General features: G+C 71.9%; 25 protein-coding genes. 9 read left to right on the top strand and 16 right to left on the bottom strand.

What is annotated here, in order from left to right; translation table 11 throughout:
• The first annotated feature begins 8 nt into the window (after nucleotides 1-8).
• Nucleotides 9-1574 carry an apolipoprotein N-acyltransferase gene (gene lnt / locus IF54_RS0108835; RefSeq protein WP_030316264.1) on the top strand — a complete coding sequence of 522 codons (1566 nt, stop codon included), beginning with the start codon at nucleotides 9-11 and terminating at the stop codon, nucleotides 1572-1574.
• Here the strand turns inward: lnt and IF54_RS0108830 are convergent.
• Nucleotides 1498-2403: a Gfo/Idh/MocA family protein gene (locus tag IF54_RS0108830; protein ID WP_030316262.1), complete on the bottom strand. Its 906-nt coding sequence runs from the start codon at nucleotides 2401-2403 to the stop codon at nucleotides 1498-1500. The two genes, lnt and IF54_RS0108830, sit on opposite strands and share 77 nt — an antisense overlap.
• A gap of 99 nt (nucleotides 2404-2502) precedes the next feature.
• On the opposite strand from IF54_RS0108830, the gene IF54_RS0108825 reads away from it, so the two are divergent.
• Nucleotides 2503-3015: a DinB family protein gene (locus IF54_RS0108825; RefSeq protein WP_030316261.1), complete on the top strand. Its 513-nt coding sequence runs from the start codon at nucleotides 2503-2505 to the stop codon at nucleotides 3013-3015.
• Nucleotides 3016-3260: 245 nt separating this feature from the next.
• The gene (locus tag IF54_RS0108820) at nucleotides 3261-3752 is read left to right on the top strand and encodes a hypothetical protein (RefSeq protein ID WP_051735368.1); all 492 of its coding nucleotides are present in this window, start codon (nucleotides 3261-3263) and stop codon (nucleotides 3750-3752) included.
• 157 nt (nucleotides 3753-3909) lie between these two features.
• On the opposite strand, the gene IF54_RS0108815 is transcribed toward IF54_RS0108820, so the two are convergent.
• The 7 genes from IF54_RS0108815 to IF54_RS0108785 form a co-directional block, all read right to left on the bottom strand.
• Entirely contained in the window at nucleotides 3910-4425 is a 516-nt protein-coding gene (locus tag IF54_RS0108815) for a hypothetical protein (protein WP_030316259.1), read from the bottom strand.
• Nucleotides 4426-4611: 186 nt separating this feature from the next.
• Entirely contained in the window at nucleotides 4612-5295 is a 684-nt protein-coding gene (locus IF54_RS0108810) for a uracil-DNA glycosylase (RefSeq protein WP_030316258.1), read from the bottom strand.
• A gap of 147 nt (nucleotides 5296-5442) precedes the next feature.
• Nucleotides 5443-7023, bottom strand: a complete 1581-nt coding sequence (locus IF54_RS0108805) for an ABC transporter substrate-binding protein (protein ID WP_030316257.1) — start codon at nucleotides 7021-7023, stop codon at nucleotides 5443-5445.
• A gap of 191 nt (nucleotides 7024-7214) precedes the next feature.
• Complete coding sequence (locus tag IF54_RS0108800) at nucleotides 7215-7979, bottom strand: SDR family oxidoreductase (RefSeq protein WP_030316255.1); 765 nt, start codon at nucleotides 7977-7979, stop codon at nucleotides 7215-7217.
• Between the two features lie 12 nt (nucleotides 7980-7991).
• Entirely contained in the window at nucleotides 7992-8753 is a 762-nt protein-coding gene (gene fabG, locus IF54_RS0108795; RefSeq protein ID WP_020140547.1) for a 3-oxoacyl-ACP reductase FabG, read from the bottom strand.
• Nucleotides 8754-8885: 132 nt separating this feature from the next.
• Nucleotides 8886-9335, bottom strand: coding sequence for a DUF3037 domain-containing protein (locus tag IF54_RS0108790; RefSeq protein WP_037819627.1), 450 nt, complete (start codon nucleotides 9333-9335; stop codon nucleotides 8886-8888).
• Entirely contained in the window at nucleotides 9332-10096 is a 765-nt protein-coding gene (locus IF54_RS0108785; RefSeq protein WP_030316251.1) for a HipA family kinase, read from the bottom strand. Before IF54_RS0108785 ends, IF54_RS0108790 begins: the two co-directional genes overlap by 4 nt.
• Nucleotides 10097-10250: 154 nt before the next feature.
• Here IF54_RS0108785 and IF54_RS0108780 point away from each other — a divergent pair, with 154 nt between their 5' ends.
• Complete coding sequence (locus IF54_RS0108780; RefSeq protein WP_030316250.1) at nucleotides 10251-10724, top strand: Rieske (2Fe-2S) protein; 474 nt, start codon at nucleotides 10251-10253, stop codon at nucleotides 10722-10724.
• Here IF54_RS0108780 and IF54_RS0108775 read toward each other — a convergent pair.
• Nucleotides 10711-11367: a cysteine hydrolase gene (locus tag IF54_RS0108775; protein WP_030316247.1), complete on the bottom strand. Its 657-nt coding sequence runs from the start codon at nucleotides 11365-11367 to the stop codon at nucleotides 10711-10713. The genes IF54_RS0108780 and IF54_RS0108775 overlap by 14 nt on opposite strands.
• Nucleotides 11368-11504: 137 nt before the next feature.
• On the opposite strand from IF54_RS0108775, the gene IF54_RS0108770 reads away from it, so the two are divergent.
• Nucleotides 11505-11972 (top strand): pyridoxamine 5'-phosphate oxidase family protein, encoded by a 468-nt coding sequence (locus IF54_RS0108770; RefSeq protein ID WP_030316245.1) that lies wholly within the window; start codon nucleotides 11505-11507, stop codon nucleotides 11970-11972.
• Nucleotide 11973: 1 nt separating this feature from the next.
• On the opposite strand, the gene IF54_RS0108765 is transcribed toward IF54_RS0108770, so the two are convergent.
• Together IF54_RS0108765 and IF54_RS0108760 are read right to left on the bottom strand one after the other, a co-directional pair.
• The gene (locus tag IF54_RS0108765; protein WP_030316244.1) at nucleotides 11974-12876 is read right to left on the bottom strand and encodes a LysR family transcriptional regulator; all 903 of its coding nucleotides are present in this window, start codon (nucleotides 12874-12876) and stop codon (nucleotides 11974-11976) included.
• Between the two features lie 5 nt (nucleotides 12877-12881).
• Entirely contained in the window at nucleotides 12882-14231 is a 1350-nt protein-coding gene (locus IF54_RS0108760) for an aminotransferase class I/II-fold pyridoxal phosphate-dependent enzyme (RefSeq protein WP_030316243.1), read from the bottom strand.
• Between the two features lie 35 nt (nucleotides 14232-14266).
• On the opposite strand from IF54_RS0108760, the gene IF54_RS0108755 reads away from it, so the two are divergent.
• Nucleotides 14267-14950, top strand: coding sequence for a pyridoxamine 5'-phosphate oxidase family protein (locus IF54_RS0108755; protein ID WP_030316241.1), 684 nt, complete (start codon nucleotides 14267-14269; stop codon nucleotides 14948-14950).
• Nucleotides 14950-15582 carry an FMN-binding negative transcriptional regulator gene (locus IF54_RS0108750; RefSeq protein ID WP_030316239.1) on the top strand — a complete coding sequence of 211 codons (633 nt, stop codon included), beginning with the start codon at nucleotides 14950-14952 and terminating at the stop codon, nucleotides 15580-15582. Before IF54_RS0108755 ends, IF54_RS0108750 begins: the two co-directional genes overlap by 1 nt.
• A 64-nt stretch (nucleotides 15583-15646) precedes the next feature.
• Here the strand turns inward: IF54_RS0108750 and IF54_RS0108745 are convergent, their stop codons facing one another.
• The 3 genes from IF54_RS0108745 to IF54_RS0108735 form a co-directional block, all read right to left on the bottom strand.
• A complete protein-coding gene (locus IF54_RS0108745) occupies nucleotides 15647-16558 on the bottom strand; it encodes a DMT family transporter (protein ID WP_030316237.1) in 912 nt (303 codons plus the stop codon).
• 190 nt (nucleotides 16559-16748) lie between these two features.
• A complete protein-coding gene (locus IF54_RS0108740) occupies nucleotides 16749-17747 on the bottom strand; it encodes an EamA family transporter (protein ID WP_030316236.1) in 999 nt (332 codons plus the stop codon).
• Nucleotides 17748-17852: 105 nt separating this feature from the next.
• Nucleotides 17853-18449, bottom strand: a complete 597-nt coding sequence (locus tag IF54_RS0108735; protein ID WP_030316235.1) for a Clp protease N-terminal domain-containing protein — start codon at nucleotides 18447-18449, stop codon at nucleotides 17853-17855.
• 197 nt (nucleotides 18450-18646) lie between these two features.
• Between IF54_RS0108735 and IF54_RS42680 the strand changes: the two genes are divergently transcribed.
• Nucleotides 18647-18835, top strand: coding sequence for a hypothetical protein (locus IF54_RS42680; RefSeq protein ID WP_159002104.1), 189 nt, complete (start codon nucleotides 18647-18649; stop codon nucleotides 18833-18835).
• A 113-nt stretch (nucleotides 18836-18948) separates the two neighbouring features.
• Entirely contained in the window at nucleotides 18949-19377 is a 429-nt protein-coding gene (locus tag IF54_RS0108725; RefSeq protein ID WP_030316234.1) for an SRPBCC family protein, read from the top strand.
• Nucleotides 19378-19465: 88 nt separating this feature from the next.
• Here the strand turns inward: IF54_RS0108725 and IF54_RS39505 are convergent, their stop codons facing one another.
• Together IF54_RS39505 and IF54_RS0108715 are read right to left on the bottom strand one after the other, a co-directional pair.
• Nucleotides 19466-20095: a PadR family transcriptional regulator gene (locus IF54_RS39505; RefSeq protein ID WP_028810074.1), complete on the bottom strand. Its 630-nt coding sequence runs from the start codon at nucleotides 20093-20095 to the stop codon at nucleotides 19466-19468.
• A gap of 174 nt (nucleotides 20096-20269) precedes the next feature.
• The gene (locus tag IF54_RS0108715; RefSeq protein WP_030316232.1) at nucleotides 20270-21166 is read right to left on the bottom strand and encodes an alpha/beta hydrolase; all 897 of its coding nucleotides are present in this window, start codon (nucleotides 21164-21166) and stop codon (nucleotides 20270-20272) included.
• Between the last annotated feature and the right edge of the window lie 189 nt (nucleotides 21167-21355).

The raw sequence follows: 21355 nt of genomic DNA, 5'->3' as shown, positions 1-21355 counted from the left end.
GGCGCCGTATGAACACGTTCGGCCACTGGCTCGCCTCCCCGTGGCGGCGCACGACCGTCGCCGTGCTGGCGGGCGCCCTGCCCCTGCTCGCGTTCCCCGCCCCGTCCCTGTGGTGGTTCGCCTACGTCGCCCTCGTCCCGTGGATCGCGCTGATCCGCTCGGCTCCGACGGCGAAACGGGCGGCCTACGACGGCTGGGCCGGCGGCTTCGGCTTCATGGTGGGGATGCACCACTGGCTGCTGCCGAGCCTGAACGTGTTCATCTTCGTCATCGGCGCCCTGCTCGGCGTGCTGTGGGCCCCCTGGGGCGCGCTGGTGCGGCACTTCCTGGCCGGGACGCCCTCGCGTGGCCGGACGGCCGCGGCCGTCGTCGTACTGCCGTCGGGCTGGCTCGGCATCGAACTGGTCCGTTCCTGGCAGGGCCTCGGCGGTCCGTGGGGCGTGCTCGGCGCCAGCCAGTGGGAGGTCGAACCGGCGCTGCGGATCGCCTCGGTCGGCGGCGTGTGGCTGATCAGCTTCCTGATCGTGGCCCTCAACGTCTGTGTCGCCGTGCTGGTGACGATCCGTGCCTCCCGGGTCCCCGCGGTGGCGGGCCTCGTCGCCACGGCCGCCGTGACCTCGGCGGCCTGGGTGGGGGCGCCCCGCCCCGACAGCGGGGGCACGACACGGATCGCGGTCGTCCAGCCCGGTGTCATCAACGGCCCCGACCAGCGCTTCGCCCGCGAGGAGCGGCTCACCCGTGACCTCGCCGGGAAGGACGTCGACCTGATCGTCTGGGGCGAGAGCAGCGTCGGCTTCGACCTCGGGGACCGCCCCGACCTCGCGCAGCGGATCGCCGGGCTCTCCCAGGAGACGGGCGCCGACATCCTGGTCAACGTCGACGCCCGGCGCTCCGACAAGCCCGGCATCTACAAGAGCTCGGTCCTCGTCGGCCCCGACGGGCTCACCGGCGACCGCTACGACAAGATGCGGCTCGTCCCCTTCGGCGAGTACATCCCGGCCCGCTCGCTGCTCGGTTGGGCCACCTCGGTCGGCAAGGCGGCCGGCGAGAACCGCAGGCACGGCTCCGAGCAGGTCGTCATGGACGTCGGCCACAGCCTGAAGGTCGGTCCGATGGTGTGCTTCGAGTCGGCGTTCCCCGACATGAGCCGCCATCTCGCCGAGGACGGCGCCCAGGTGCTGATCGCCCAGTCGGCGACCTCCACCTTCCAGCGGAGCTGGGCCCCCGAGCAGCACGCCTCGCTCGCCGCCCTGCGCGCCGCCGAGACGGGCCGCCCGATGGTCCACTCGACCCTGACCGGGGTCTCCGCGGTCTACGACGCGAGCGGCCGGCGCGTCGGGCAGTGGGTCGGCACCGACGCCAGCACCGCGCGCGTGTACGACGTACCGCTGGCCGACGGCACGACGCCGTACGTCCGCTTCGGGGACTGGACCGTGCACCTGGCCCTGCTGGTCCTGCTGGTGTGGTGCGCCACCGACGGCCTGCGCACGCTCCGGCTCAGGCGGAGCGCTCCTGAACCGCGAGTACCACCCGCTCGCACAGCTCATGGGTCGCCAGCGCGTCCCGGGCGCTGAGCACCTTTCCCGCCCGCACGGCGTCGAGGAAGGCGAACACGGCCTGCTCGATGCCGCGCTGCCGGGCCACCGGCACCCAGTCGCCGCGCCGCCGCACGGTCGGCTGGCCCTTGTGGTCGACGACCTCGGCGAGATTGAGCACCTGCCGCTTGGTGTCCTGCCCGGACACTTCCAGGATCTCCTCGGCGGACCCGCTGAGCCGGTTCATCACACCGAGCGCGGTGAAGCCGTCCCCGGCGAGCTGGAGCACGACGTGGTGCAGCAGTCCTTCCCGCACGCGCGCGCGTACCGTCACGTCGTCGACCGGGCCTGGCACCAGGAAGCGCAGGGTGTCGACGACGTGGATGAAGTCGTCGAGGATCATCGCGCGCGGCTCCTCGGGGAGCCCGATCCGGTTCTTCTGCATGAGGATCAGCTCGCGCGGGTGCTCGGCGCACTGCGTGTACCCGGGCGCGAACCGCCGGTTGAACCCGACCGCCAGCGAGACGTTCCGCTCCTCGGCGAGCGCCACCAGCCGCGCGGAGTCGGCGAGTTCGTAGGCGAGCGGCTTGTCGACGTAGGTCGGTACGCCCGCATCGAGGAGCCGTTCGACGATGTCGGGGTGCGCGCTGGTCGGGGCGTGCACGAAGGCCGCGTCGAGGTCCTGGGCGAGCAGCGCGTCGAGGTCGGCGTGGCGCCGGTCGGCCGGGAGGTGCAGGCTGTCGGCGACGCTGGTGAGGGTGGCCGGGGTGCGCGTCTGGAGGTGCAGTTCGACGTCGGGCCGGCCGCCGAGCACCGGGAGGTAGGCCTTCCGCGCGATGTCACCGAGTCCGATGCAGCCGACCTTCACGTGGACTCCTCCAACGGTTGTCTGCGGGGCCTTGCCGGAAGCATACGGGCGGCCGCGAAATCGTTGGTGGCCGGTGCATCCCCGGGGGAGGATGCGGCCATGAGCACCGAGCGCACCGAACCCGCGACGACCGCCGACGAACGCACCATGCTGGAAGGCTGGCTGAACTACCACCGGGGCACTCTCGCCTGGAAATGCGAAGGACTGACCGACGCCCAGCTCCGGACCGCCTCGGTGGAGCCGTCCACGCTGTCCCTGATGGGCCTGGTCCGGCACATGGCCGAGGTGGAGCGCAGCTGGTTCCGCCGGGTCCTGACCGACGAGGACGCGGGACCGATCTACTACAGCGAGGCCGACCCGGACGGCGAGTTCCGTCTCACCGAGGCCGACACCTGGCAGGAGGCGTACGGCACCTGGCAGGCCGAGATCGACAGGGCCCGCGAGAACACCGCCCGCTTCGGCCTGGACGACGTCACCGTGGGCAAGCACGGCAGGACCGGCGAGCGCTTCAACCTGCGCTGGCTCTACACCCACATGATCGAGGAGTACGCCCGTCACAACGGGCACGCCGACCTGATCCGCGAGCGCATCGACGGCTCGACCGGCGACTGAGGCGGGTGCCGGGGAGGCGGGTGCCGGGAGGCGGGTGCCGGGAGGCCGGTGCCGGGAGGCCGGTGCCGGGAGGCCGGTGCCGGGAGGCCGGTGCCGTCAGCATCGGGAGGCATGAGCACGCCGTACGGGCACGGAGATCACCCGTGCGGGGCAACCTCCGCTTGTCCGCTGTCGCCCGGGTCGTCCGAACCAGCAGAGTGACGCGGGTGCATCGAACCACGACTACCGCAACGCTCCTGGTCACCGTGGCTGTCTCGGCCCTCACCGGCTGTGTGACGATCCAGCGTCCACCGGTGACCGGGCCGCCGCCCACCACGTCGCCCTCCCGGCTGCCGGGTTCGGGGGACGCCCGGCCGGACGGTCAGGCGGAGCCGCAGATCGTGCAGGCTCCGGCCCAGGAGGCCCTGTCCATGATCGACCCGTCCCGGTCGGCGAAGCCGGGCGGAGGCGCGCCGCGCGCGACCCCCGGGACCGCGGCGGCCGCCGTACGACCGGAGCACCGACACCCGGAACACCCGCGTCCGGAGCACCCCGTGCACGCGGCGCCACCCGAGCGGCGGCACTCGGACGTACGCCACCCGCGGCTGCCGCGCGTCGAGATCCCGGACGTGACCACGTCGATCCCCAAGTCGGTCCCCAGGAGCCAGAAGGACGTCTGCGCGCTGGGCAGGAAGTACGGGCGCTGGCAGGAGGGCAGCACGGAGTCGGTCATCTGCGACCAGACGTACCCGCGCTGAGGAACCGGTCGGCGGCTGGGGAGCTTCGGCTGAGCCGGGACTGTGGCTGGGCGGGGCTTCGGCTGAGCCGGGTTCGCGCCGGTCCGGGTTCGCGCCGGTCCGGGTTCGCGCCGGTCTGGGTTAAGGCCGACCGAACAGCAGTACGGCCGCCGGCGGGTCAGGGCCGCTGCCGCGGCGGCCCCCACCCGTCGCCGCCGCCACCTTCGCCGAGCCGCAGCTCCAGTCTGCTGATCGCGGCCCGTACCCCGTCGCTGTAGCTGTCCTCCCCGAGCTCGGCCGAGGCTCTACGGGCGCGGCGCAGATGGGAGCGGGCGGCGTCGGTGCGGCCGAGGCGCACGTAGTCCGCGGCCAGATTCAGATGCAGGGAGGGGTACAGAGCGCGCACCGCGAGCGCGCCCTCGTGACGGATGAGCCGGTCGTCGGTGAGTTCCTCGGCGGCCGTCAGTGCTCTGAGGTCCCAGGCGAGTTCGTCGCAGGGGTCGTCCTGGGCGTCGGCCATGTAGTGCGCGAGGGTGCAGCGGTGCAGCGGGTCGCCGTCCTCGCCGATCTCCGCCCACAGGGCCAGGTAACGGTGCCGGGCCTCCTCGCGGTCCCCCGCGTGACACAGCATGACGACCTGCCCGATCCGCGTCATCACGGCATCCGGCACCGCCTGCTCCTGTCGCTCCGTCAAAGAGTCCTCCGGGCCTCGTACGACTGTCTCGCTGTCCCTCCCGACGCTAGGCCCTGTGCGAGGGTTCATGCCGACGGCGCGTGCTCCGGTACGCCCATCTGCGACATCACCGCTCACCTGCGCCCGCCGCCGGCCGAACAACCGCCCCCGGGTCGTTCCCCCGTCCCACCGACCCGGTGACGAACGTCAGCCCAGGTTCGGGATGGTCCAGTCGATCGGCTCGTGGCCCTGTGCGGCGACCGCCTCGTTGATCTGGGTGAAGGGGCGGGAGCCGAAGAACTTCTTCGCCGACAGCGGGGAGGGGTGCGCGCCCTTGACCACCACGTGCCGGCTCTCGTCGATCAGGGGGAGCTTCTTCTGCGCGTAGTTGCCCCACAGCACGAAGACCGCCGGGTCGGGCCGCTCGGCCACCGCCCGGATCACCGCGTCGGTGAACTTCTCCCAGCCCTTGCCCTTGTGGGAGTTGGCCTCACCGGCACGGACCGTGAGCACCGCGTTGAGCAGCAGGACGCCCTGCTGGGCCCACGGCATGAGGTAGCCGTTGTCCGGGATCTCGGTGCCCAGCTCCTCCTTCATCTCCTTGTAGATGTTCCGGAGGGAAGGCGGGGTCTTCACACCGGGCCGGACCGAGAAGCACAGCCCGTGGCCCTGCCCCTCGCCGTGGTAAGGGTCCTGGCCGAGGATCAGCACCTTCACCCGGTCGTACGGCGTGGCGTCCAGCGCGGCGAAGACCTCCTCGCGCGGCGGGTAGACGGGACCCTTCGCCCGCTCGTCCTCGACGAACTCCGTCAGCTCCTTGAAGTACGGCTGCTGGAGCTCGTCGCCCAGAACCCCGCGCCAGGACTCGGGCAGCATGGCGATGTCGGTCACGTCAATTCCTCACGATGTGCGGTCACTTACGGGCTCGAAAGCCTTCTTGCAGGCTTCAGAACCTACAACCGACCACTGACAATCGCCGCCGCCCGCCCCGGAATCCGCGGCTGCCCCGGAATCCGCGATCGCCCCGGAATCCGGGACCTACCAGCTGGTCTTCCAGTACAGCTCCCACATCGTCATCATGGTCGCCGGGTCGATGACCTTCTCGAGGCCCGCGATCTCCTCGCTCGCGGCCACGTACTGCTTGCCCTGCCACAGCGGGACCAGCCGCGCGTCGTTCACGAAGACCTGCTGGGCCTCCTCGATCTGCGGCCCCACGGCCCCGCGGTCGCTCTCCGCGCGGGACTGCGGCAGCAGCTTGCCGGTGATCTCGGGGGCGTCGTACGGGGTGCCGAGGGCGTTCTGCTTGCCGACGAAGGGGGAGATGAAGTTGTCGGCGTCGTGGAAGTCGGGGAACCAGCCGCGCCCGAACACCGGGTACTCGCCGTTCTGGTAGCCCGCGACGTAGGTCTTCCACGGACGGCTCTTGAGGGTGATCGTGAACAGGCCGGAGGACTCCAGCTGCTTCTTCAGCTCCTCGAAGGCGGGCTTGGTCGTGGAGCCGTAGCGGTCGCTGGTGTACCAGAGGGTCAGCGGCACGCGCTCGGTGATCCCCGCGTCCCTGAGGAGCTTTCTGGCCTTGGGGACGCTGGGGTCCCCGAAGTCGTCGAAGAAGCCCGTGGTGTGGCCGGTCAGTCCGGCCGGGACCATCGAGTACAGCGGTTCGACGGTGTCCTTGTAGACGTAGTGGACGAGGGCCGGGCGGTCGACGACCTGGGCGACGGCCTTGCGGACGGCGGGCTTCGCGGACCACGGGTCCTTCGGGTTGAACACCAGGTAGCTGATCTCGGTGGTGGGGTTCTCGACGAGCTGGAGCCCCTCCTTGCGCTGGTTGACCTCGATGTCCACGGTGTCGGAGGCGCCGAGGCCCCGGTAGACGACCGCGATCTCCTTGTCCTTGAGGGCCTTGACCATCTCGTCGGACCGCGAGAAGTAGCGGATGGTGACGGCGTTGTTCTGGAGGTCCGCTATGCCCTTGTAGTGGTCGTTGCGGACCAGCTCGGCCTTCTCGCCCTCCTGGTAGGAGTCGAGGCGGTACGGCCCGGAGCCGTTGATCTTGCCGTCCTTGCGGATCGCGGTCGCGGAGTACTCCTCGGGGTCCACGATCGACATGGCGGGCGTGGTGAGCACCAGGGGGAAGGTGGCGTCGGGCTGGCTGAGGTGGAAGACGATCTCGCGGTCGCCCTTGGTCTGGACCCGGGAGAGGGTGCCCAGCAGGCCCGCGGGGCCGCCGTTGACGTTGATCCTCTTGATGCGGTCGAAGGAGTACTTGACCGCCTGGGCGTCCAGCGGGTGACCGTCGGAGAACTTCAGCCCCTCGCGCAGCGTGCAGCTGTACACGGTGCTCGACGTGTCGGTGAACTCGCAGTGCTCGGCGGCGTCGGGCTCGGGGTCGGAGCCGCCGGGCGAGTAGTTGAGGAGCGTCTGGTAGACGTTGCGGAACAGCTCCCAGGAGTTGTCCCAGGAGGCCGCCGGGTCCAGCGTGGCCGGGGCACTGGTGGTCCCCACGACGATCGTCTTGCCGTCGTCGGAGGAGCCCGAGGAGAACACACCGCATCCGGCCACCGTGGAAAGGGACACGAGGGCCGCGAAAGGCGGCAGGTATCGGTTCCGCATGAACACGCGCTCGCTCCTCGAAATGCCGTGCCGAGAGTCGGCAAAACATACCGCAGGGCCGCGCACACTCAACCGGTTCGTCCACAGGCTGCTTGATCACCGTCCTGGTGATGACCCTGTGATGCCGTTGTGCGGCTTTTGTGCGTCGACACGGGCGCCGTCGCTGTCAACGGACGCCCGTGCCGAGCCAGGGAAGGTCAGCCCACGCCGGCGTTGAGGAAGATGCCGCCGTCGACCACGAGCGTCTGGCCGGTGACCCAGTCGGACTGCTCGGAGGTGAGGAAGGCCGCGGCGCCGCCGATGTCGGAGGGCACACCGAGCCGGGCCAGCGGGTAGGACGCGGCGGCCTCGGCCTCGCGGCCCTCGTACAAAGCCTGCGCGAACTTGGTCTTCACGACGGCCGGGGCAATCGCGTTGACCCGCACCTTGGGCGCGAACTCGTGGGCGAGCTGCTGGGTGAGGTTGATCATCGCGGCCTTGCTGACGCCGTAGGCGGCGATGAAGGGCGAGGGCGCGATGCCCGCGACGGAGGCGATGTTGACGATCGCGCCGCCGTTGTCCTTCTGCCAGGCGTGCCAGGTCTTCTGGGCGAAGCCGAGCGCCGAGATCACGTTGGTCTCGAAGACCTTGCGGGCCACATTGAGGTCGAGGTCGGCGATCGGCCCGAACACCGGGTTGGTTCCGGCGTTGTTGACCAGGTAGTCGACGCGGCCGAAGGCCTCCATGGCGCGCTCGACGGCGACGGCCTGGTGGGCCTCGTCGTGCGCCTTGCCCGCGACGCCGACGGCCCGGTCGGAGCCGAGTTGCTCGACGGCCTCCTTGAGGGCGTCCTCGTTGCGGCCGGTGATGACGACCCGGTCACCGCGGGCGACGAGCGCCTCGGCGACGCCGTAACCGATGCCGCGGCTGGCGCCCGTGATGAGCGCGACCTTGCCCGAGAGCTCGGGGAGCTGCGAAGTCATGTTCCGTTTCCTCTAGTCGAGCGGTCCGCCGGCCACGTACAGCACCTGGCCGGAAACGAACCCGGCCGCCTCGCCGGTGAAGAAGGCGATGGCGTTGGCGATGTCGTCGGGCTCGCCCACGCGCGCGACCGGGATCTGGGTGGCGGCGGCGGCCTTGAACTCCTCGAAGCCCATGCCGACGCGCGCGGCGGTCGCGGCGGTCATGTCGGTGGCGATGAAGCCGGGCGCGACGGCGTTGGCGGTGATGCCGAACTTGCCGAGCTCGATGGCGAGGGTCTTGGTGAAGCCCTGGAGACCGGCCTTGGCGGCCGAGTAGTTGGCCTGGCCGCGGTTGCCGAGCGCCGAGGAGGAGGACAGGTTGACCACCCGGCCGAAGCCGGCGTCGACCATGTGCTTCTGGACGGCCTTGGTCATCAGGAAGGAGCCGCGCAGGTGGACGTTGAGGACGGTGTCCCAGTCCGAGACGCTCATCTTGAACAGCAGGTTGTCGCGGAGCACGCCCGCGTTGTTGACGAGGATCGTCGGGGCACCGAGCTCGGCGACGACCCTCGCGACGGCCGCCTCGACCTGGGCCTCGTCGGAGACGTCGGCGCCGACGGCGATCGCCTTGCCACCGGCCGCGGTGATCTTCTCGACGGTGTCCTTGCAAGCGGCCTCGTCGAGGTCGATGACGGCGACCGCGCGGCCCTCGGCCGCCAGTCGGACGGCGGTGGCGGCGCCGATGCCGCGCGCGGCACCGGTGACGACGGCTACCCGCTGCTCAGTGGTGGACATTGCTGATTCTCCTCGCCGTTGAGAACGTTCGGCCCGACCAGGTCGGTGAGCGACCGCTTAGTACCTTCGACAGACGTGACGCTAGAAGCCCTGGCACGCGGTGTCAACGTCCCACGGGACCGGTGTGATCCATTACCTCACCAGCAGGTCGAGAAGGCGCTCCGCCTCGGCCGCCGGATCCAGGGTGAGTCCGGTGTGCACGGGGCCCGGCTGGACGACCGTGGAGCGGGGTGCGACCAGCCACCGGAAGCGGCGCCCGGCGTCGTCGCGCGCGGCGGGCCCGGCCGCCTCGCCACCCGCGCACACCGCCTCGACGGCCCGGAGGGCGGCCCGGACGCCGGACACGTCCGCGGCGGGGTCGAGCGCGCGCAGCCGGTCCTCGTCGAGGTGGGTGCGCACCCCGACGTACGCCTTCGCCCGGCAGTAGACGAGCACGCCGGCGTTGATGCACTCCCCGCGCTCGACGCGGGGGACGACCTTCAGCAGGACGTACTCGAAGACGTCCCGTTCACTGACCCGCCCGCCCTTGATGACGTGCCGCTCGACCACGCTGCCGGCCATGTGGATGTGCCGCTCGCTCACTTGTCCCCCTCGATTCCCGTGATGCGCTCGTGGACGGCGGCGGCCCGCTGGAGCAGGGGCCGGACGTAGGCCCGCCTCAGGTCGTCCGGGGTGCCGAAGCCCGGCTCGTCCGCCAGCCAGGCGTCCGGGATCTCGGCGGTGACCTCGGCGAGCAGGTCCTCGGTGACCTGGGGGGCCAGGGCGGCGGCGGCCGCGGCGATGTCCGGGGCGAAGGGCCTCAGAACGTGGTCCGAGGCGTCGTAGGGGCGCGCGGCGGACTTCTCGGCGCCGGGCCAGTTGTGGTGCCAGATCATCGTCGCGCCGTGGTCGATGAGCCACACCTCGCTCCGCCACCACAGCAGGTTGGGGTTGCGCCAGGAACGGTCCACGTTGTTGACGAGCGCGTCGAACCAGACGATCCGGCCCGCCTCCCCGGGGTCCACCGGGAAGGCGAGCGGGTCGAAGCCGAGGGCGCCGGAGAGGAAGTCCATGCCGAGGTTGGTGCCGCCGCTGGACCTGAGGAGTTCCTGCACCCGCTCGTCGGGTTCGCCGAGTCCCAGGTCGGGGTCGAGGTCGAGGGTCAGCAGGCGCGGCACCCGGAAGCCGAGCCGCCGGGCGAGCTCCCCGGCCACCACTTCGGCGACCAGCGTCTTACGGCCCTGGCCCGCGCCGGTGAACTTGATGACGTACGTCCCGCGGTCGTCGGCCTCGACGAGTCCCGGCAGCGAGCCGCCCTCACGCAGGGGCGTGATGTAGCGGGTCGCGATGGCTTCCTTGAGCATCGCCCCAGGTTACTGGCCGACAGCGAAGCGACAGCTTGGGCTTACCCGCCCCTGATCTCGAACACGTTTAGATCTCGACACCGTCTGAACAGGGGGCGCCGGGCGGCCGTACCTCTGGACAAGCCACGATTTCCGCACTGGAAGGACGTTCAGCATGACCAGCGAACTGCCTCAATCCGTTCCGGCACCTGCCCGTCGTACCGTGGTGGCGGCGGTGGGCGCGGCGGGGCTCGCCGTCGCGCTGACCGCATGTGGATCGGACAGCGACTCCTCAGGCTCGTCCACCAGCCAGGCCGACGCGAACGCGGGCGGCGGGGCGAGTCCCTCGTCCGGCTCCGGCGGCACCGCACTGGCGAAGACCAGTGACATCCCCGAGGGCGGTGGCACGATCTTCAAGGACAAGGGTGTGGTGGTGACCCAGCCGACGGCGGGCACCTTCAAGGCCTTCTCGTCCAAGTGCACCCACCAGGGCTGCGCGGTGGGCAGCGTGGCCGACGGCGTCATCGTGTGTCCGTGCCACAACAGTCACTTCTCGGTCGAGGACGGCAGCGTCAAGAAGGGGCCCGCGACCCAGCCGCTGCCGGCCGCGCAGATCAGCGTGAGCGGGGACTCGATCACGCTGGCCTGACCCGCGGCCGCCGGGGCCCGCCGAGCGCGCCCAGCACCTCGTCGGTGGTCGCGATCGTGGCGACCAGGGCGAGGGTGTGGCGGATCATCACGGGGGTGTAGTCGGACGGCACCCCCGCGACGGCGTCGCTCGGCACGACGACGGTGTACCCGCGGTTCACGGCGTCGAAGACGGCGTTCGGCACGGCCACGTTGGCGGAGACGCCGGTCACCACCAGGGTGCGGCAGCCGAGGTTGCGCAGCAGCGCGTCGACCTCGGTGCCCTGGATCGGCGAGAGCCCGTGCAGCCGCCGTACGACGAAGTCCTCCTCGCTCACCTCGATCGGGGCCGCCACCCGCACCGCGGCGGTCCCGGACAGCTGCTGGACGGGCAGCCGTCCGGCGGCCTGGAACAGCCGGGCGTTGCGGTTCGCGCCGCGCCCGTCCGGACGGCGTTCGGCGATCGCGTGGATGACCTGCACCCCGCTCTCGTGGGCGGCGGCGACGAGCCGGGCGACGTTGGCGAGCGCGCCCGACTTCCGTGCCTCGCGGGCGAGTTCGGGCAGGGCGCTCTCGGGTCCGACGACACCCTGCTGGCACTCGACGGTGAGCAGCACGGTGGCCTCGGGAGCGAGGAGCTGGCTGAGTTGTCCGTACGACGGCACGGTTCCCCCTCGTCGCGGGTGGCCGGAGCCGGTGACAGTAGCGACCATTGCGTGCGGACGGAAGACGACCCATCCTTTTCTGACGTGATGTCAGAGGATCTCTCCTCTGACACGACGTGAGAGAAAGAGGGGGATGCATGACCGTCACTCAGCGCCGAGGCCGGAAGATCATGATGACGCCGGGCGAGCTGGACGAGTTCCTGACCAGCCAGCGCACCTGCCGGGTCGCCACGGTCTCGGGCGGCGGTGCCCCGCACGTGAGCACCCTGTGGTTCGCCTGGGACGGCACGTCGATGTGGCTGTACTCCGTCGTGCGCAGCAAGCGCTGGACCGATCTGCGCCGCGATCCACGGGTCGCGATCGTGGTCGACACCGGTGAGGAGTACGACGAACTGCGCGGCGTCGAGCTGTCCGGGACCGTGGACTTCGTGGGCGAGGCGCCGCGCACCGGTGAGCTGTGTGCCGAACTCGACGTCCCCGAGACCCTGTTCGCGCGCAAGAACTTCCGTCTGGAGGAGATGCCGCACGACGGCCGGCACGCGTGGATACGGCTGACGCCCGAGAAGATCGTGTCCTGGGACTTCCGCAAGCTGGGCTCGGCCTAGCTCAACCGGCCTGCCGCGCAGCCGACTTCAGCGCCTCGACCGCCGCCCGGATCGACGGGCGGCGGTCGGCGTCCGCGCGCCACACCGCGTAGACGTGCCGGCTGACCGGTTGCCGCACCGGCACGGTCCGCACCCCGTCGGGGACCGGGCCGCGGCCGAGCCGGGGCGCCACGCACACGCCGAGTCCGGCGCCGACCAGGGCGAGTTGGGTCGCGTGTTCCTCCGCGCGGTGCGCGACGCGCGGCTCGATGCCCTTGGCCCGCAGGGTGTGCATCAGCCACTCGTGGCAGAACTCGTTCTCGCCCCAGGTCACCCAGTCGTCGTCGGCGAAGTCCTCCAGGTCGACCTCGGCGCGATGGGCATGGCGGTGGGTGGCGGGCATCGCCACGTCGGCGGTGTCGTCGACGATCGACGCCTTCATCAGTCCGTCCGGCACGGGCAGCGGCTTGTTGTACCAGTCCAGGACGACCGCGAGGTCGTAGCCGCCGCGGAGCACCGTGCGCAGGGCGAGTTCCGGGTCCGTCTCGCACGAGGTGATCCGGAGCCCGGGGTGGGTCGAGCGCAGGGCGGCGAGCGCGGCCGGGAAGAGGCCGCGGGCCGCGGTCGGGAAGGCGGCGAGCCGCAACTCCCCGACCACCTGGCCGCGTTGGGCCTCAAGGTCGGACTGGGCGAGTTCGACGTGGGACAGGATGCGGGCCGCGTGCTCGGCCAGCAGGCGGCCGGCGTCGGTGAGCCGCACGCCCCGGCCGTTCCTGGCGAGGAGTTGCTGGCCGACCTCCCGCTCCAGCTTGGACAGTTGCTGCGAGACCGCCGACGTCGTGATGTGCAGCCCCTCGGCGGCGCCGCTGACCGAGCCGTGCCGGGCGAGGGCGTCGAGGGTGCGCAGGCGCTCCAGGTTCAGCATGCGCGTCACCTTTCCACGCGGGGGTGCGGGCGGGCATGGCCGGCCGCCGGGCCCACGGCCTTGGCGACGGCGTCCGCCAAGGGGGCGACCTCATCGGCCTTCAGGCTCGCGACGGTCACCCGGATGCCTTGGGGCGCGGCCATCCGGAACCGGGCTCCCGGGGCCACCGCCCAGCCGGCGTGCAGGAGCCGGGCCACCGCTCCGGTCTCGTCCTGGACCGGGATCCAGACGTTCAGTCCGCTGCGGCCGTGGGCCTCGACACCCCGGGCCGCGAGCGCGTCGATCAACCGGTCCCTGCGCTCGCGGTAGGCCGCGGCCGGCTTCGCCGTGTCCAGCACGCCGTCAGCCCACAGGTTCACCACGGCCCGCTGGGTGATCCGGCTGACCCAGCCGGGGCCCAGGCGGTGCCGGCCGTGGACGCGGTCGACGGTGATCTCGTCGCCGGTGAGCACGGCGAGACGCAGGTCGGGGCCGTAGGCCTTGGCCACCGAGCGGACGAAGGCCCAGTGGCGGGTGACACCGGCGAGGGGGTGCAAGGGGAGGTCGACGATGCCGTGGCCATGGTCGTCCTCGACCAGGAGGGTGTCCGGGTGGTCCGTGAGGACCGAGCGCAGGGCACGCGCGCGTGGGGCGGTGACCGAGGCGCCGGTCGGGTTCTGGGCCCGGTCCGTCACGATCAGGGCCCGGGCGCCCGACTCCAGGGCGCGGCGCACGTCCTCGGCGAGGGGGCCCTCGTCGTCGACGCCCACCGGGGCGACGCGCAGTCCCAGGGCGGGGACCAGGTCGAGGAGGCTGCCCCAGCCGGGGTCCTCGACGGCGACAGTGTCGCCCGGCTTGAGGTGGGCGGCCAGGACCCGCTCGATGACGTCGAGGGAACCGGAGGCGACGGCGAGCGGGCCGGCCGGGACGCCGTCCGCGTCCAGCGCCCCGCGGGCGAGCCGCGCCAGCTCCGGGTCCACGGTCGCGTCGCCGTAGAGGACCGGCTCCCGGTCGCCCTGTGCGGCGGCGGCCGCGAAGGCGGGGCCGAGCGGCGGCAGCAGCGTGGGGTCCGGGTTGCCGTCCGCCACGTCCCGCACGCCCTCGGGGACTTCCACGCGGATGTTCTCGCGTCCCGTGGTCGCCGGTTTCGACCGCACCCGGCTGCCCCGGCGCCCGGCGGTCTCGATAACCCCGCGCTCCCGCAGGCTCCGGTAGGCGGCCGCGACCGTGTTGGGATTCACGCCCAGTTGCACGGCCAACTCCCGCATCGGCGGCAGCGGTTGACCGGGCTCCAGCTCTCCCGCCCCCACCGCGCGCTCGACGCTCGCCGCAATCTCCGCGGCACGGCGGCCTTCGATCCGATATCCTCCTAGCACAAAGCCTATTATGCACTAGTGCAATGGAGACCGCAATGCAGGGGACCACCGCGACCACGCCGGAGCCGACCGCCTACGCGCCGACCGACCGCACCGTCCCAACGCGCTCCGCCGACCGGGCCTCGTACGACAGGGACCTGGTGCACTCGATACTCGACGAGGGCTACGTCTGCCACCTCGGCTTCGTCCGGGACGGCGCCCCGGTGGTGCTGCCCACGCTCTACGGCCGGGTCGGCGAGCGGCTCTACGTCCACGGCTCCACCGGCTCACGCCCGCTGCGGATGACCGGCCAGGCCGACCCCGGGCTGCCGGTGTGCCTGACCGTCACGCTTGTCGACGCGCTGATCCTGGCCCGCTCGGCCTTCCACCACTCCATCAACTACCGGTCGGTGGTGGTGCACGGCCTCGCCCACGACGTCACGGACCCCGAGGAGAAGCGCCTCGCCCTCGACGCCCTGGTCGACCACGTGGTCCCGGGCCGCGCCCGGGACTCCCGCCCCGCCAACAAGAAGGAGCTGGCCGCGACCGCTGTGATCCGCCTCGACCTCGACGAGGTCTCCGCCAAGCTCCGCACCGGCGGGGTCAACGACGAGCCCGAGGACCTCGCCCTCCCCCACTGGGCCGGCGTCCTCCCGCTGCGCAAGGGCTACGGCTCCCCCGTCGCCGACGATGACCTGGCCCCCGGCACCGAGGTCCCCGGCTACCTGAGGGCCCTGTGATGCTGATCCACCCCTGGGACGCGCCCGGCTCCGACGCGGAGTGGCAGCAGTGGCTCGCCGTCCACGACTTCGGCCAGCTGGCTGTCAACGGGCCCGCGGGCGAACCGCCGTTCGTCCAGCCCCTGCACTTCTTCTACGACCCCGGGCGCGGCGAGGCCCTGACCCACCTGGCGCGTCCCAACCCGCTGTGGAGCGCGCTGGAGGCGAACCCGGAGGTCGTGCTGAGCGTGGTCGACGACTACGCCTACATCCCCGGACCCTGGCAGGCCGACCCGGACGGCCCCGCCGCCCACGGCACCCCGACGAGTTTCTACGCGGCCGTCCAACTCCGTTGCCGGGCCCATGTGGTGGACGACCCGGCCGACAAGGCCGCACTGCTGAACCTCCAGGTCGGCCACTTCCAGCCGGAGGGCGGTTCCGCCGAGGTCGCGGTGGGCGAGGTGCCGTACGGCCGGATGCTGTCGGGCATCCGGGGACTGCGGCTCGAAGTGACCGAGGTGCGGGCGAAGTTCAAGTACGCCGGCAAGCGGACCGAGCAGGTGCGGGAACGGATCGCGGAGGCGCTGGCGGACCGGGGCGGCCCGGGGGACGCGGCGGCACGGGAGCATCTGCTGCGGCGGCACGGCGCTTGAGCGAAGGGGCCCTTCGCACAGGGAGATCCATCGATCCCTGCGGCCAGAAGGGCCCCACGCCCCGTCACGCAGGCACACGCGCCTCCGCCACCGCGAGCGCCGAGACCGCGCCCAGCATCAGCAGGGTCCCCGCCAGCGTCGTCACCGTGAGGCGCTCACCGAACAGCAGCACAGCCAGCACCGCCGCGCTCACCGGTTCCAGCAGCATGACCACGGAGACGGTCGTGGGCCGGACGACCGCGGCGGCCGCGAAGTAGAGACCGTAGGCGAGGGCGGTAGGGACCGTCGCCAAGTACGCCAGCAGACCCACGAGCAGGGCGGGTTGGCCAGTGTGCGGAACCAGCCCCTCGGCCGCGGCGAAAGGCAGCAGGCACAGGCTGGTGACCGCGAACACCCCGATGGACGTACCGGTGGACTCCGCGTCGGCTGCGCGCGTGATCAGGGTCATCACACAGCACCCCGCCGCCGAGAGCAGCCCGAGAAACACACCCAGTGGGCGCACGGCCGCCCCGGCGCCGCCGAGCGTCAGCACGCCGAGTCCGGCGAGCGCGCCCACGACGGCGACGGCCCCGCTCCGGCCGAGCCGCTCCCCCAGGACGAGCCGTGCGCCGAGCGCGCTGAGGACGGGTCCCGCGCCCAGCGTGACGACGGTGGCGACGGCCAGTCCGGTGGAGCGTACGGCGGCGAAGTAGGCGGTCTGGAACACCGCGAGTGCGACGCCCGAGCCGCCGACGCGCAGTGCCCGCCGGACGAGGGGCTCCGGGACGGTCGTCCGTGTGCGGGGCCGGCCGAGGCGCACGGCGAGCAGGACCGCCAGGCCGGTCGCGCAGCGCCAGAAGGACAGGGCCGCCGGGCCCAGGTCACTGGTGCGGTAGACGAGGGAGGCGACCGCTCCCGCGGTGCCCCAGGTGGTACCGGCGATGATCAGGTAGACGAGGCCTCGCCCGATGGGCAGGCCTGAGGAAGCATGCGACACGTGTTCTCTCCGCAGACGCGCGACAGCGCGGAAGTTCGGAAAGGACACCCGCACATCGGCGGGGTCCGCGGACTTCGTCTGCGGGCAGCACCGTCACGCCCGGCGAGTCGCCGGGCGTGGACTCCGGAAGGCCCGCCTCAGGCGGCCGGCGGAGAGACGATCAGGGTGCGCGTATGCATAATCCGGGAGCCTAGGCGGCGTTCTCCCGGGCGGACAACCGGGTTTCGGCGCCGCCGCCGGCGACCGGCTCCAGGGTGCCCTTGGCCGGGGTCGAGGACTGCGCGATGAAGGCGCCGAGGAGCACGACCGCGCCGCCCACGATCTGCGGTGCCGAGAGGTGCTCGCCGAGCAGCACCCAGGCGAGCACGGTCGCGACGACCGCCTCGAGACAGGCCACCACCCCGGCTATCGCCGGGGAGAGCCTGCGCACCGAGACCACACCGGTGACGTAGGCGAGGACGGTGGCCAACAGCACGATCCAGCCGAGCAGCAGTCCGGCGGCGACCGGGGTGCCGTTCATGTCGGCGCGGTGGGTGAGGACGGAGAAGTCCATGGTCCACGGGCGGGCGACGAGGGTCAGGACGGCGGTGCCGACGAGGAGGCCGTACGCGATCACGCCCAGCGGGTCGGGGGCCTGCCGGCCGTTGTCGCTGCCCTGGTCGGACAGGACGAAGTAGCCGACCTGGCAGCAGGCCGCGCCGAGCGCGAGGAGCAGCCCGAGGGCGTCGAAGCTCAGTCCCGACCAGACCTCGACGACACAGGCGAGTCCGCCGACCGCGAGGATCACGCCGAGCGCGGCGGCCCGGGTGACCGGCCGTCGCTGCACGAACCGCACCCAGCCGAGCACCATGGCGGGCGCGAGGTACTCGACGAGCAGGGCGACCCCGACGGGGATCCGGGAGATCGAGGCGAAGTAGAAGGCCTGGACGCCGGCGACACCGAGCAGGCCGAACCCGGCGAGCAGGGCGGGACGGCTGCGCACCAGCGCGCGATGGCGTACGGCCAGCGGCAGCATGACGAGGGCGGCGCCCGCCACCCGCAGCCACACCACGTGGAGCGGGTCGAGGCCCGCCTCGATCAAAGGCTTGGCCGCGACCCCGGAACCACCGAAGGCGAGCGCGGACACCAGCGCGAGACCGAGTCCTACGCCCTTGCCGTCACCGGCCCTGCTGCTCTCAGAGGTATGCACCGACCCATGATGACAGGGGACGACATGAGCGTCACCCCCGTTGACTCCTGTCTCATCGACTGGACCGTGCCGGATGGACCGTGCCGGTTGGACCGTGGCACGCTCCTAGCGATCGCTGCGCAGCGGCCGGCCCCACGGGCCTCCCGGCAGCAGGCCGTCGAGCCGTGCGCGCACCTCCCCGGCGTCGATCCCGGCGCGGGTCAGCACCTCCACGGCCCGGGACCCGGGGTCCATCAGGATCGCGGCCAGCAGGTCGACGCCCCGGGCCGGGCCGCCGTCGCGGTGCCCGGCGCGGACCCGGGCGTACTCCATGGCCTCGGCGGCGAGCGGCGAGAAGCCCTCGGCCGCAGCGGGATCGGCGCCGAGGGTGCCAGGCGCGGTCACGACGGGAACGGCGCCGGAGTCCTCGACCGCGCCCTGCCAGCGCAGTCCGTAGCCGATGCTGCGCTGCACGAGGTAGCCGAGCAGGCGGGGCAGATGGGGCTCGTCCTCGAAGACGGCACAGGCCTCCGGGTCGGCGTCCAGCAGGGAGTGCAGCAGATGGGCCGTGTCGATCTGCCGGTCCCCGTCCCGGAGCGCGCGCCTGCGGGCGCCGGAGACGACCGCTGCCAGTTCCGCGCTGAGCGTTGCGTCGCCGTCGGGGGCGACCTGCGGCGGGCGGTCCTGGCCGCGGGCCGACTGCCGGGGGATACGGGGGTGCACATCCCCCACCTCATCAGCCCCACCCCGGCGCGTCATCGCCGAGGCGAAGCATTTCCGCATCCCACGCAGAGCGGACCCGAGGCGGCGAAATCTCCTCCTCAGGGAGGAGATCAGGCACGGGAGCCCCGGGGGCGCGTGCCGCCTCGCCCCGCGCCCCCGGCGCAACCGCGATGCGGGGCCACTCGTCCCCCACAGGCGTGGAGAGCGGGAGCTGGCTGGTGGCCCTGCCGGCCGTGGACGGCAGGGAGTACGTGTACCGGGTGTACGCCCCGGAGGACGCACGGCCCGCCGACCTGTTCTGGCAGGCCTGGCACTGCCACGACGAGAGCGCGTACCCGCGCGCGTGGGACCTGTTCGACGCCGCGACGATACGGCCGGTCTGCTGAGCCGGCGCTTTCGAGCCGGGTCCGACATTTTCTGACGGTTCATCAGTATTGAATGTTGCGACGCCTGCGGCTACTTTCCGCGACACCACAGCCCGACACGAAGAGGTGGCCGCATGGCGGAAATCAGCGCGGAGGCACTCGTCCAGGCACCCGCGGACAAGGTCTGGGCCCAGCTCACGGACTGGTCCTCGTACGGGGAGTGGAACGCGACCCACACCAGCTTCCCCAAGGGCGGCCCCGCGGTGCTCGAAGTGGGCGCGACCTTCCAGGAGAACATGAAGCTGATGGGCTTCCCCGCCGAGGTCGAGTGGACCGTCGACCAAGTGGAGCCGGCCCGGCTGCTGGCCATCCGGGGCAAGGGTCCGATGGCGGTGAGCGTGGCCACGCGCTACACGCTGACCCCCGACGGCGACGCCACCCATGTCCGCATCGACGGGGAGTTCACGGGCGCCGCCGTGTCGCTGATGGCGGGCAAGCTCAAGGACTCGGGGACCGCGGCACTGAACGAGTCCCTGCGGAAGCTGGCCGGACTGGTGGAGTGAGCGCGAAGTGAGCATGGAGTGAGCGGCACGCATGCCAAGGGCGCCCCGCGGATCTCCCACGGGGCGCCCTTGGACCGTCCTGCGACCGTCAGTCCTCGTCGGCGAGGATGAGGTACAGCTTCTTGCGGGCCTCGTTGATGACGGCCACCGCCTTGTCGCGCTGCTCCTTGTTGCCGGTCTTCCAGACCTGACCGAAGGCCTCCATCAGACCGAAGCCGGCCTGGCGGATCTCACCGAGCGCCTCGAAGTCGATGCCGCGGGAGGCTTCCTCCCAGGGCGCGTCGGGGCCCTCGTCGGCAGCGGTACGGCCGGCCTCGGTGAGCGAGAACAGCTTCTTGCCGCCCTCGCTCTCGCTGGCGATCAGCCCCTCGTCCTCCAGCAGCTGGAGGGTGGGGTACACCGAGCCGGGGCTGGGCTTCCACGCCCCGCCGCTGCGCTCGGCGATCTCCTGGATCATCTCGTAACCGTGCATGGGCCGGTCCTTCAGCAGGGCCAGGATCGAGGCCCGCACGTCACCGCGCCGCGCCCTTCCCCTGGGTCCGCCCCTCCCCCTCGGGCCCCACGGCCCGGGGCCGAACCCCGGCCCGCCGAAGGGTCCGCCGGGACCACCCGGCCCTCCGGGACCGAACGGCCCGAAGGCACCACGCCGCCCCTCGAAGCCACCTCGGCCCTGACGACCGGCTCCACCATGTCCACGCTCGAATCCGTGGGAACGCATCGCAATCACTCCATTCCATCGTTGATCTGTCGCGATGCTTCAACGATATATCGGAACTGTTCGCATGGCAAGGCCCGGCGACGGAGCTCCCGTGCGTTGGCGGACGGGAGCGCGTGCAGGGGCTCCGGGTCGGCAGCGTTCGTCCAGTTCGGGAAGCCCGCCGACCCGACCGCCTCAACTGCCCAGTGCCGCCCGCAGACTGCTCGCCATCAGGTCGATCGCCGCCCTCCCGCTCGGCGCCGGACCCGCGTGGGTGAAGTAGTGGTCCACGCCCTCGAAGACGCGGTGGGTGACCGGGACGCCCGCGGCCTCCAGGGCCTTGGCATAGGCGTCGCCCTCGTCTCGCAGACGGTCGTTCTCCGCCGTGATGACCAACGCGGGCGGAAGGCCGGCCAGGTCGCCGGCGAGCGCGGGCGAGACCAGGGGGTGGGCGCGGTCGGCGGGGTCCGGGACGTAGGCCGCCGTGAAGATCCGCATGAGCCGCGGGGACAGCAGCGGCTTGGCGACGAGTGACCGTTTGGTCGCCGGTTCCGCCCGCTGGTCCAGCGGGGCCGAGTCGATGATCTGGAGGCGGGGCGTGAAGGTGCCGCGCTCCCTGGCGAGGCGGCACACCGCGGCGGCCAGATTGCCCCCGGCGCTGTGTCCGCCGACGGCGAGGCGCGAGCCGTCCCAGCCACCCGCGGCACCGTTTCCGGCGACCCACGCGGTGACGTCGTAGGCCTGGGTCACGGCGGCCGGGTACGGCCGCTGCGGCGCGACGGCGTAGTCCACGTTGACCACGACACAGCCGGCGGTCGCCGCGATGCAGCGGCAGAGGTGGTCGTCCTGCTCGGGGCGGGCCACCACGAACCCGCCCCCGTGGAAGTTGACGTACACGGGGGCGGGCGTGTCGGCGGCGGTGCCCGTGGGGCGGTAGACGGTGCACTTCACCGGACCCGCGCCGGTCTCCACCCGGAGGCTCTCGGTGTACGCCGGGATGTCGGTGAAGCGGAGGTCCTTGTGGACCTGGGCCATGACCCGGCCCAGCAGGAGCTGGATCCCTCTGGCCTGGATTCGGGGGCTGAACGGCATGGCAGGACACCCATCGCTACAAAATTAAAGTAACAGGATTCCTGATGATGGGGGTCTGTCCGCCCATCGCGCAACAGTCGTGCCGCTCCGCCGTCGGCACGGGCCCCTCGGAGGGCGAAGCCCCGGCCCCGGGCGGCCGGACTGCGAAGCCCCCGGTACCGGCCGCAAGGACAGCGGGGCCCGGAGCCC

The organism is Streptomyces sp. NRRL B-3229 (genome assembly GCF_000719505.1).
Classification (GTDB): Bacteria; Actinomycetota; Actinomycetes; order Streptomycetales; family Streptomycetaceae; genus Streptomyces; species Streptomyces griseorubiginosus.
Note: the sequence above shows the minus strand (reverse complement) of the source record. Positions and strands in the feature narration are given on the sequence as shown.

What these genes read in the sequence shown, in the direction of transcription:
- lnt (WP_030316264.1), top strand. Translation starts at nt 9, where the DNA reads ATGAACACGTTCGGCCACTGGCTCGCCTCCCCGTGGCGGCGCACGACC.
- IF54_RS0108825 (WP_030316261.1), top strand. Translation starts at nt 2,503, where the DNA reads ATGAGCACCGAGCGCACCGAACCCGCGACGACCGCCGACGAACGCACC.
- IF54_RS0108800 (WP_030316255.1), bottom strand. Translation starts at nt 7,979, where the DNA reads ATGACTTCGCAGCTCCCCGAGCTCTCGGGCAAGGTCGCGCTCATCACG.
- fabG (WP_020140547.1), bottom strand. Translation starts at nt 8,753, where the DNA reads ATGTCCACCACTGAGCAGCGGGTAGCCGTCGTCACCGGTGCCGCGCGC.
- IF54_RS0108785 (WP_030316251.1), bottom strand. Translation starts at nt 10,096, where the DNA reads ATGCTCAAGGAAGCCATCGCGACCCGCTACATCACGCCCCTGCGTGAG.
- IF54_RS0108780 (WP_030316250.1), top strand. Translation starts at nt 10,251, where the DNA reads ATGACCAGCGAACTGCCTCAATCCGTTCCGGCACCTGCCCGTCGTACC.
- IF54_RS0108770 (WP_030316245.1), top strand. Translation starts at nt 11,505, where the DNA reads ATGACCGTCACTCAGCGCCGAGGCCGGAAGATCATGATGACGCCGGGC.
- IF54_RS0108765 (WP_030316244.1), bottom strand. Translation starts at nt 12,876, where the DNA reads ATGCTGAACCTGGAGCGCCTGCGCACCCTCGACGCCCTCGCCCGGCAC.
- IF54_RS0108755 (WP_030316241.1), top strand. Translation starts at nt 14,267, where the DNA reads ATGCAGGGGACCACCGCGACCACGCCGGAGCCGACCGCCTACGCGCCG.
- IF54_RS0108750 (WP_030316239.1), top strand. Translation starts at nt 14,950, where the DNA reads ATGCTGATCCACCCCTGGGACGCGCCCGGCTCCGACGCGGAGTGGCAG.
- IF54_RS0108725 (WP_030316234.1), top strand. Translation starts at nt 18,949, where the DNA reads ATGGCGGAAATCAGCGCGGAGGCACTCGTCCAGGCACCCGCGGACAAG.
- IF54_RS39505 (WP_028810074.1), bottom strand. Translation starts at nt 20,095, where the DNA reads ATGCGTTCCCACGGATTCGAGCGTGGACATGGTGGAGCCGGTCGTCAG.
- IF54_RS0108715 (WP_030316232.1), bottom strand. Translation starts at nt 21,166, where the DNA reads ATGCCGTTCAGCCCCCGAATCCAGGCCAGAGGGATCCAGCTCCTGCTG.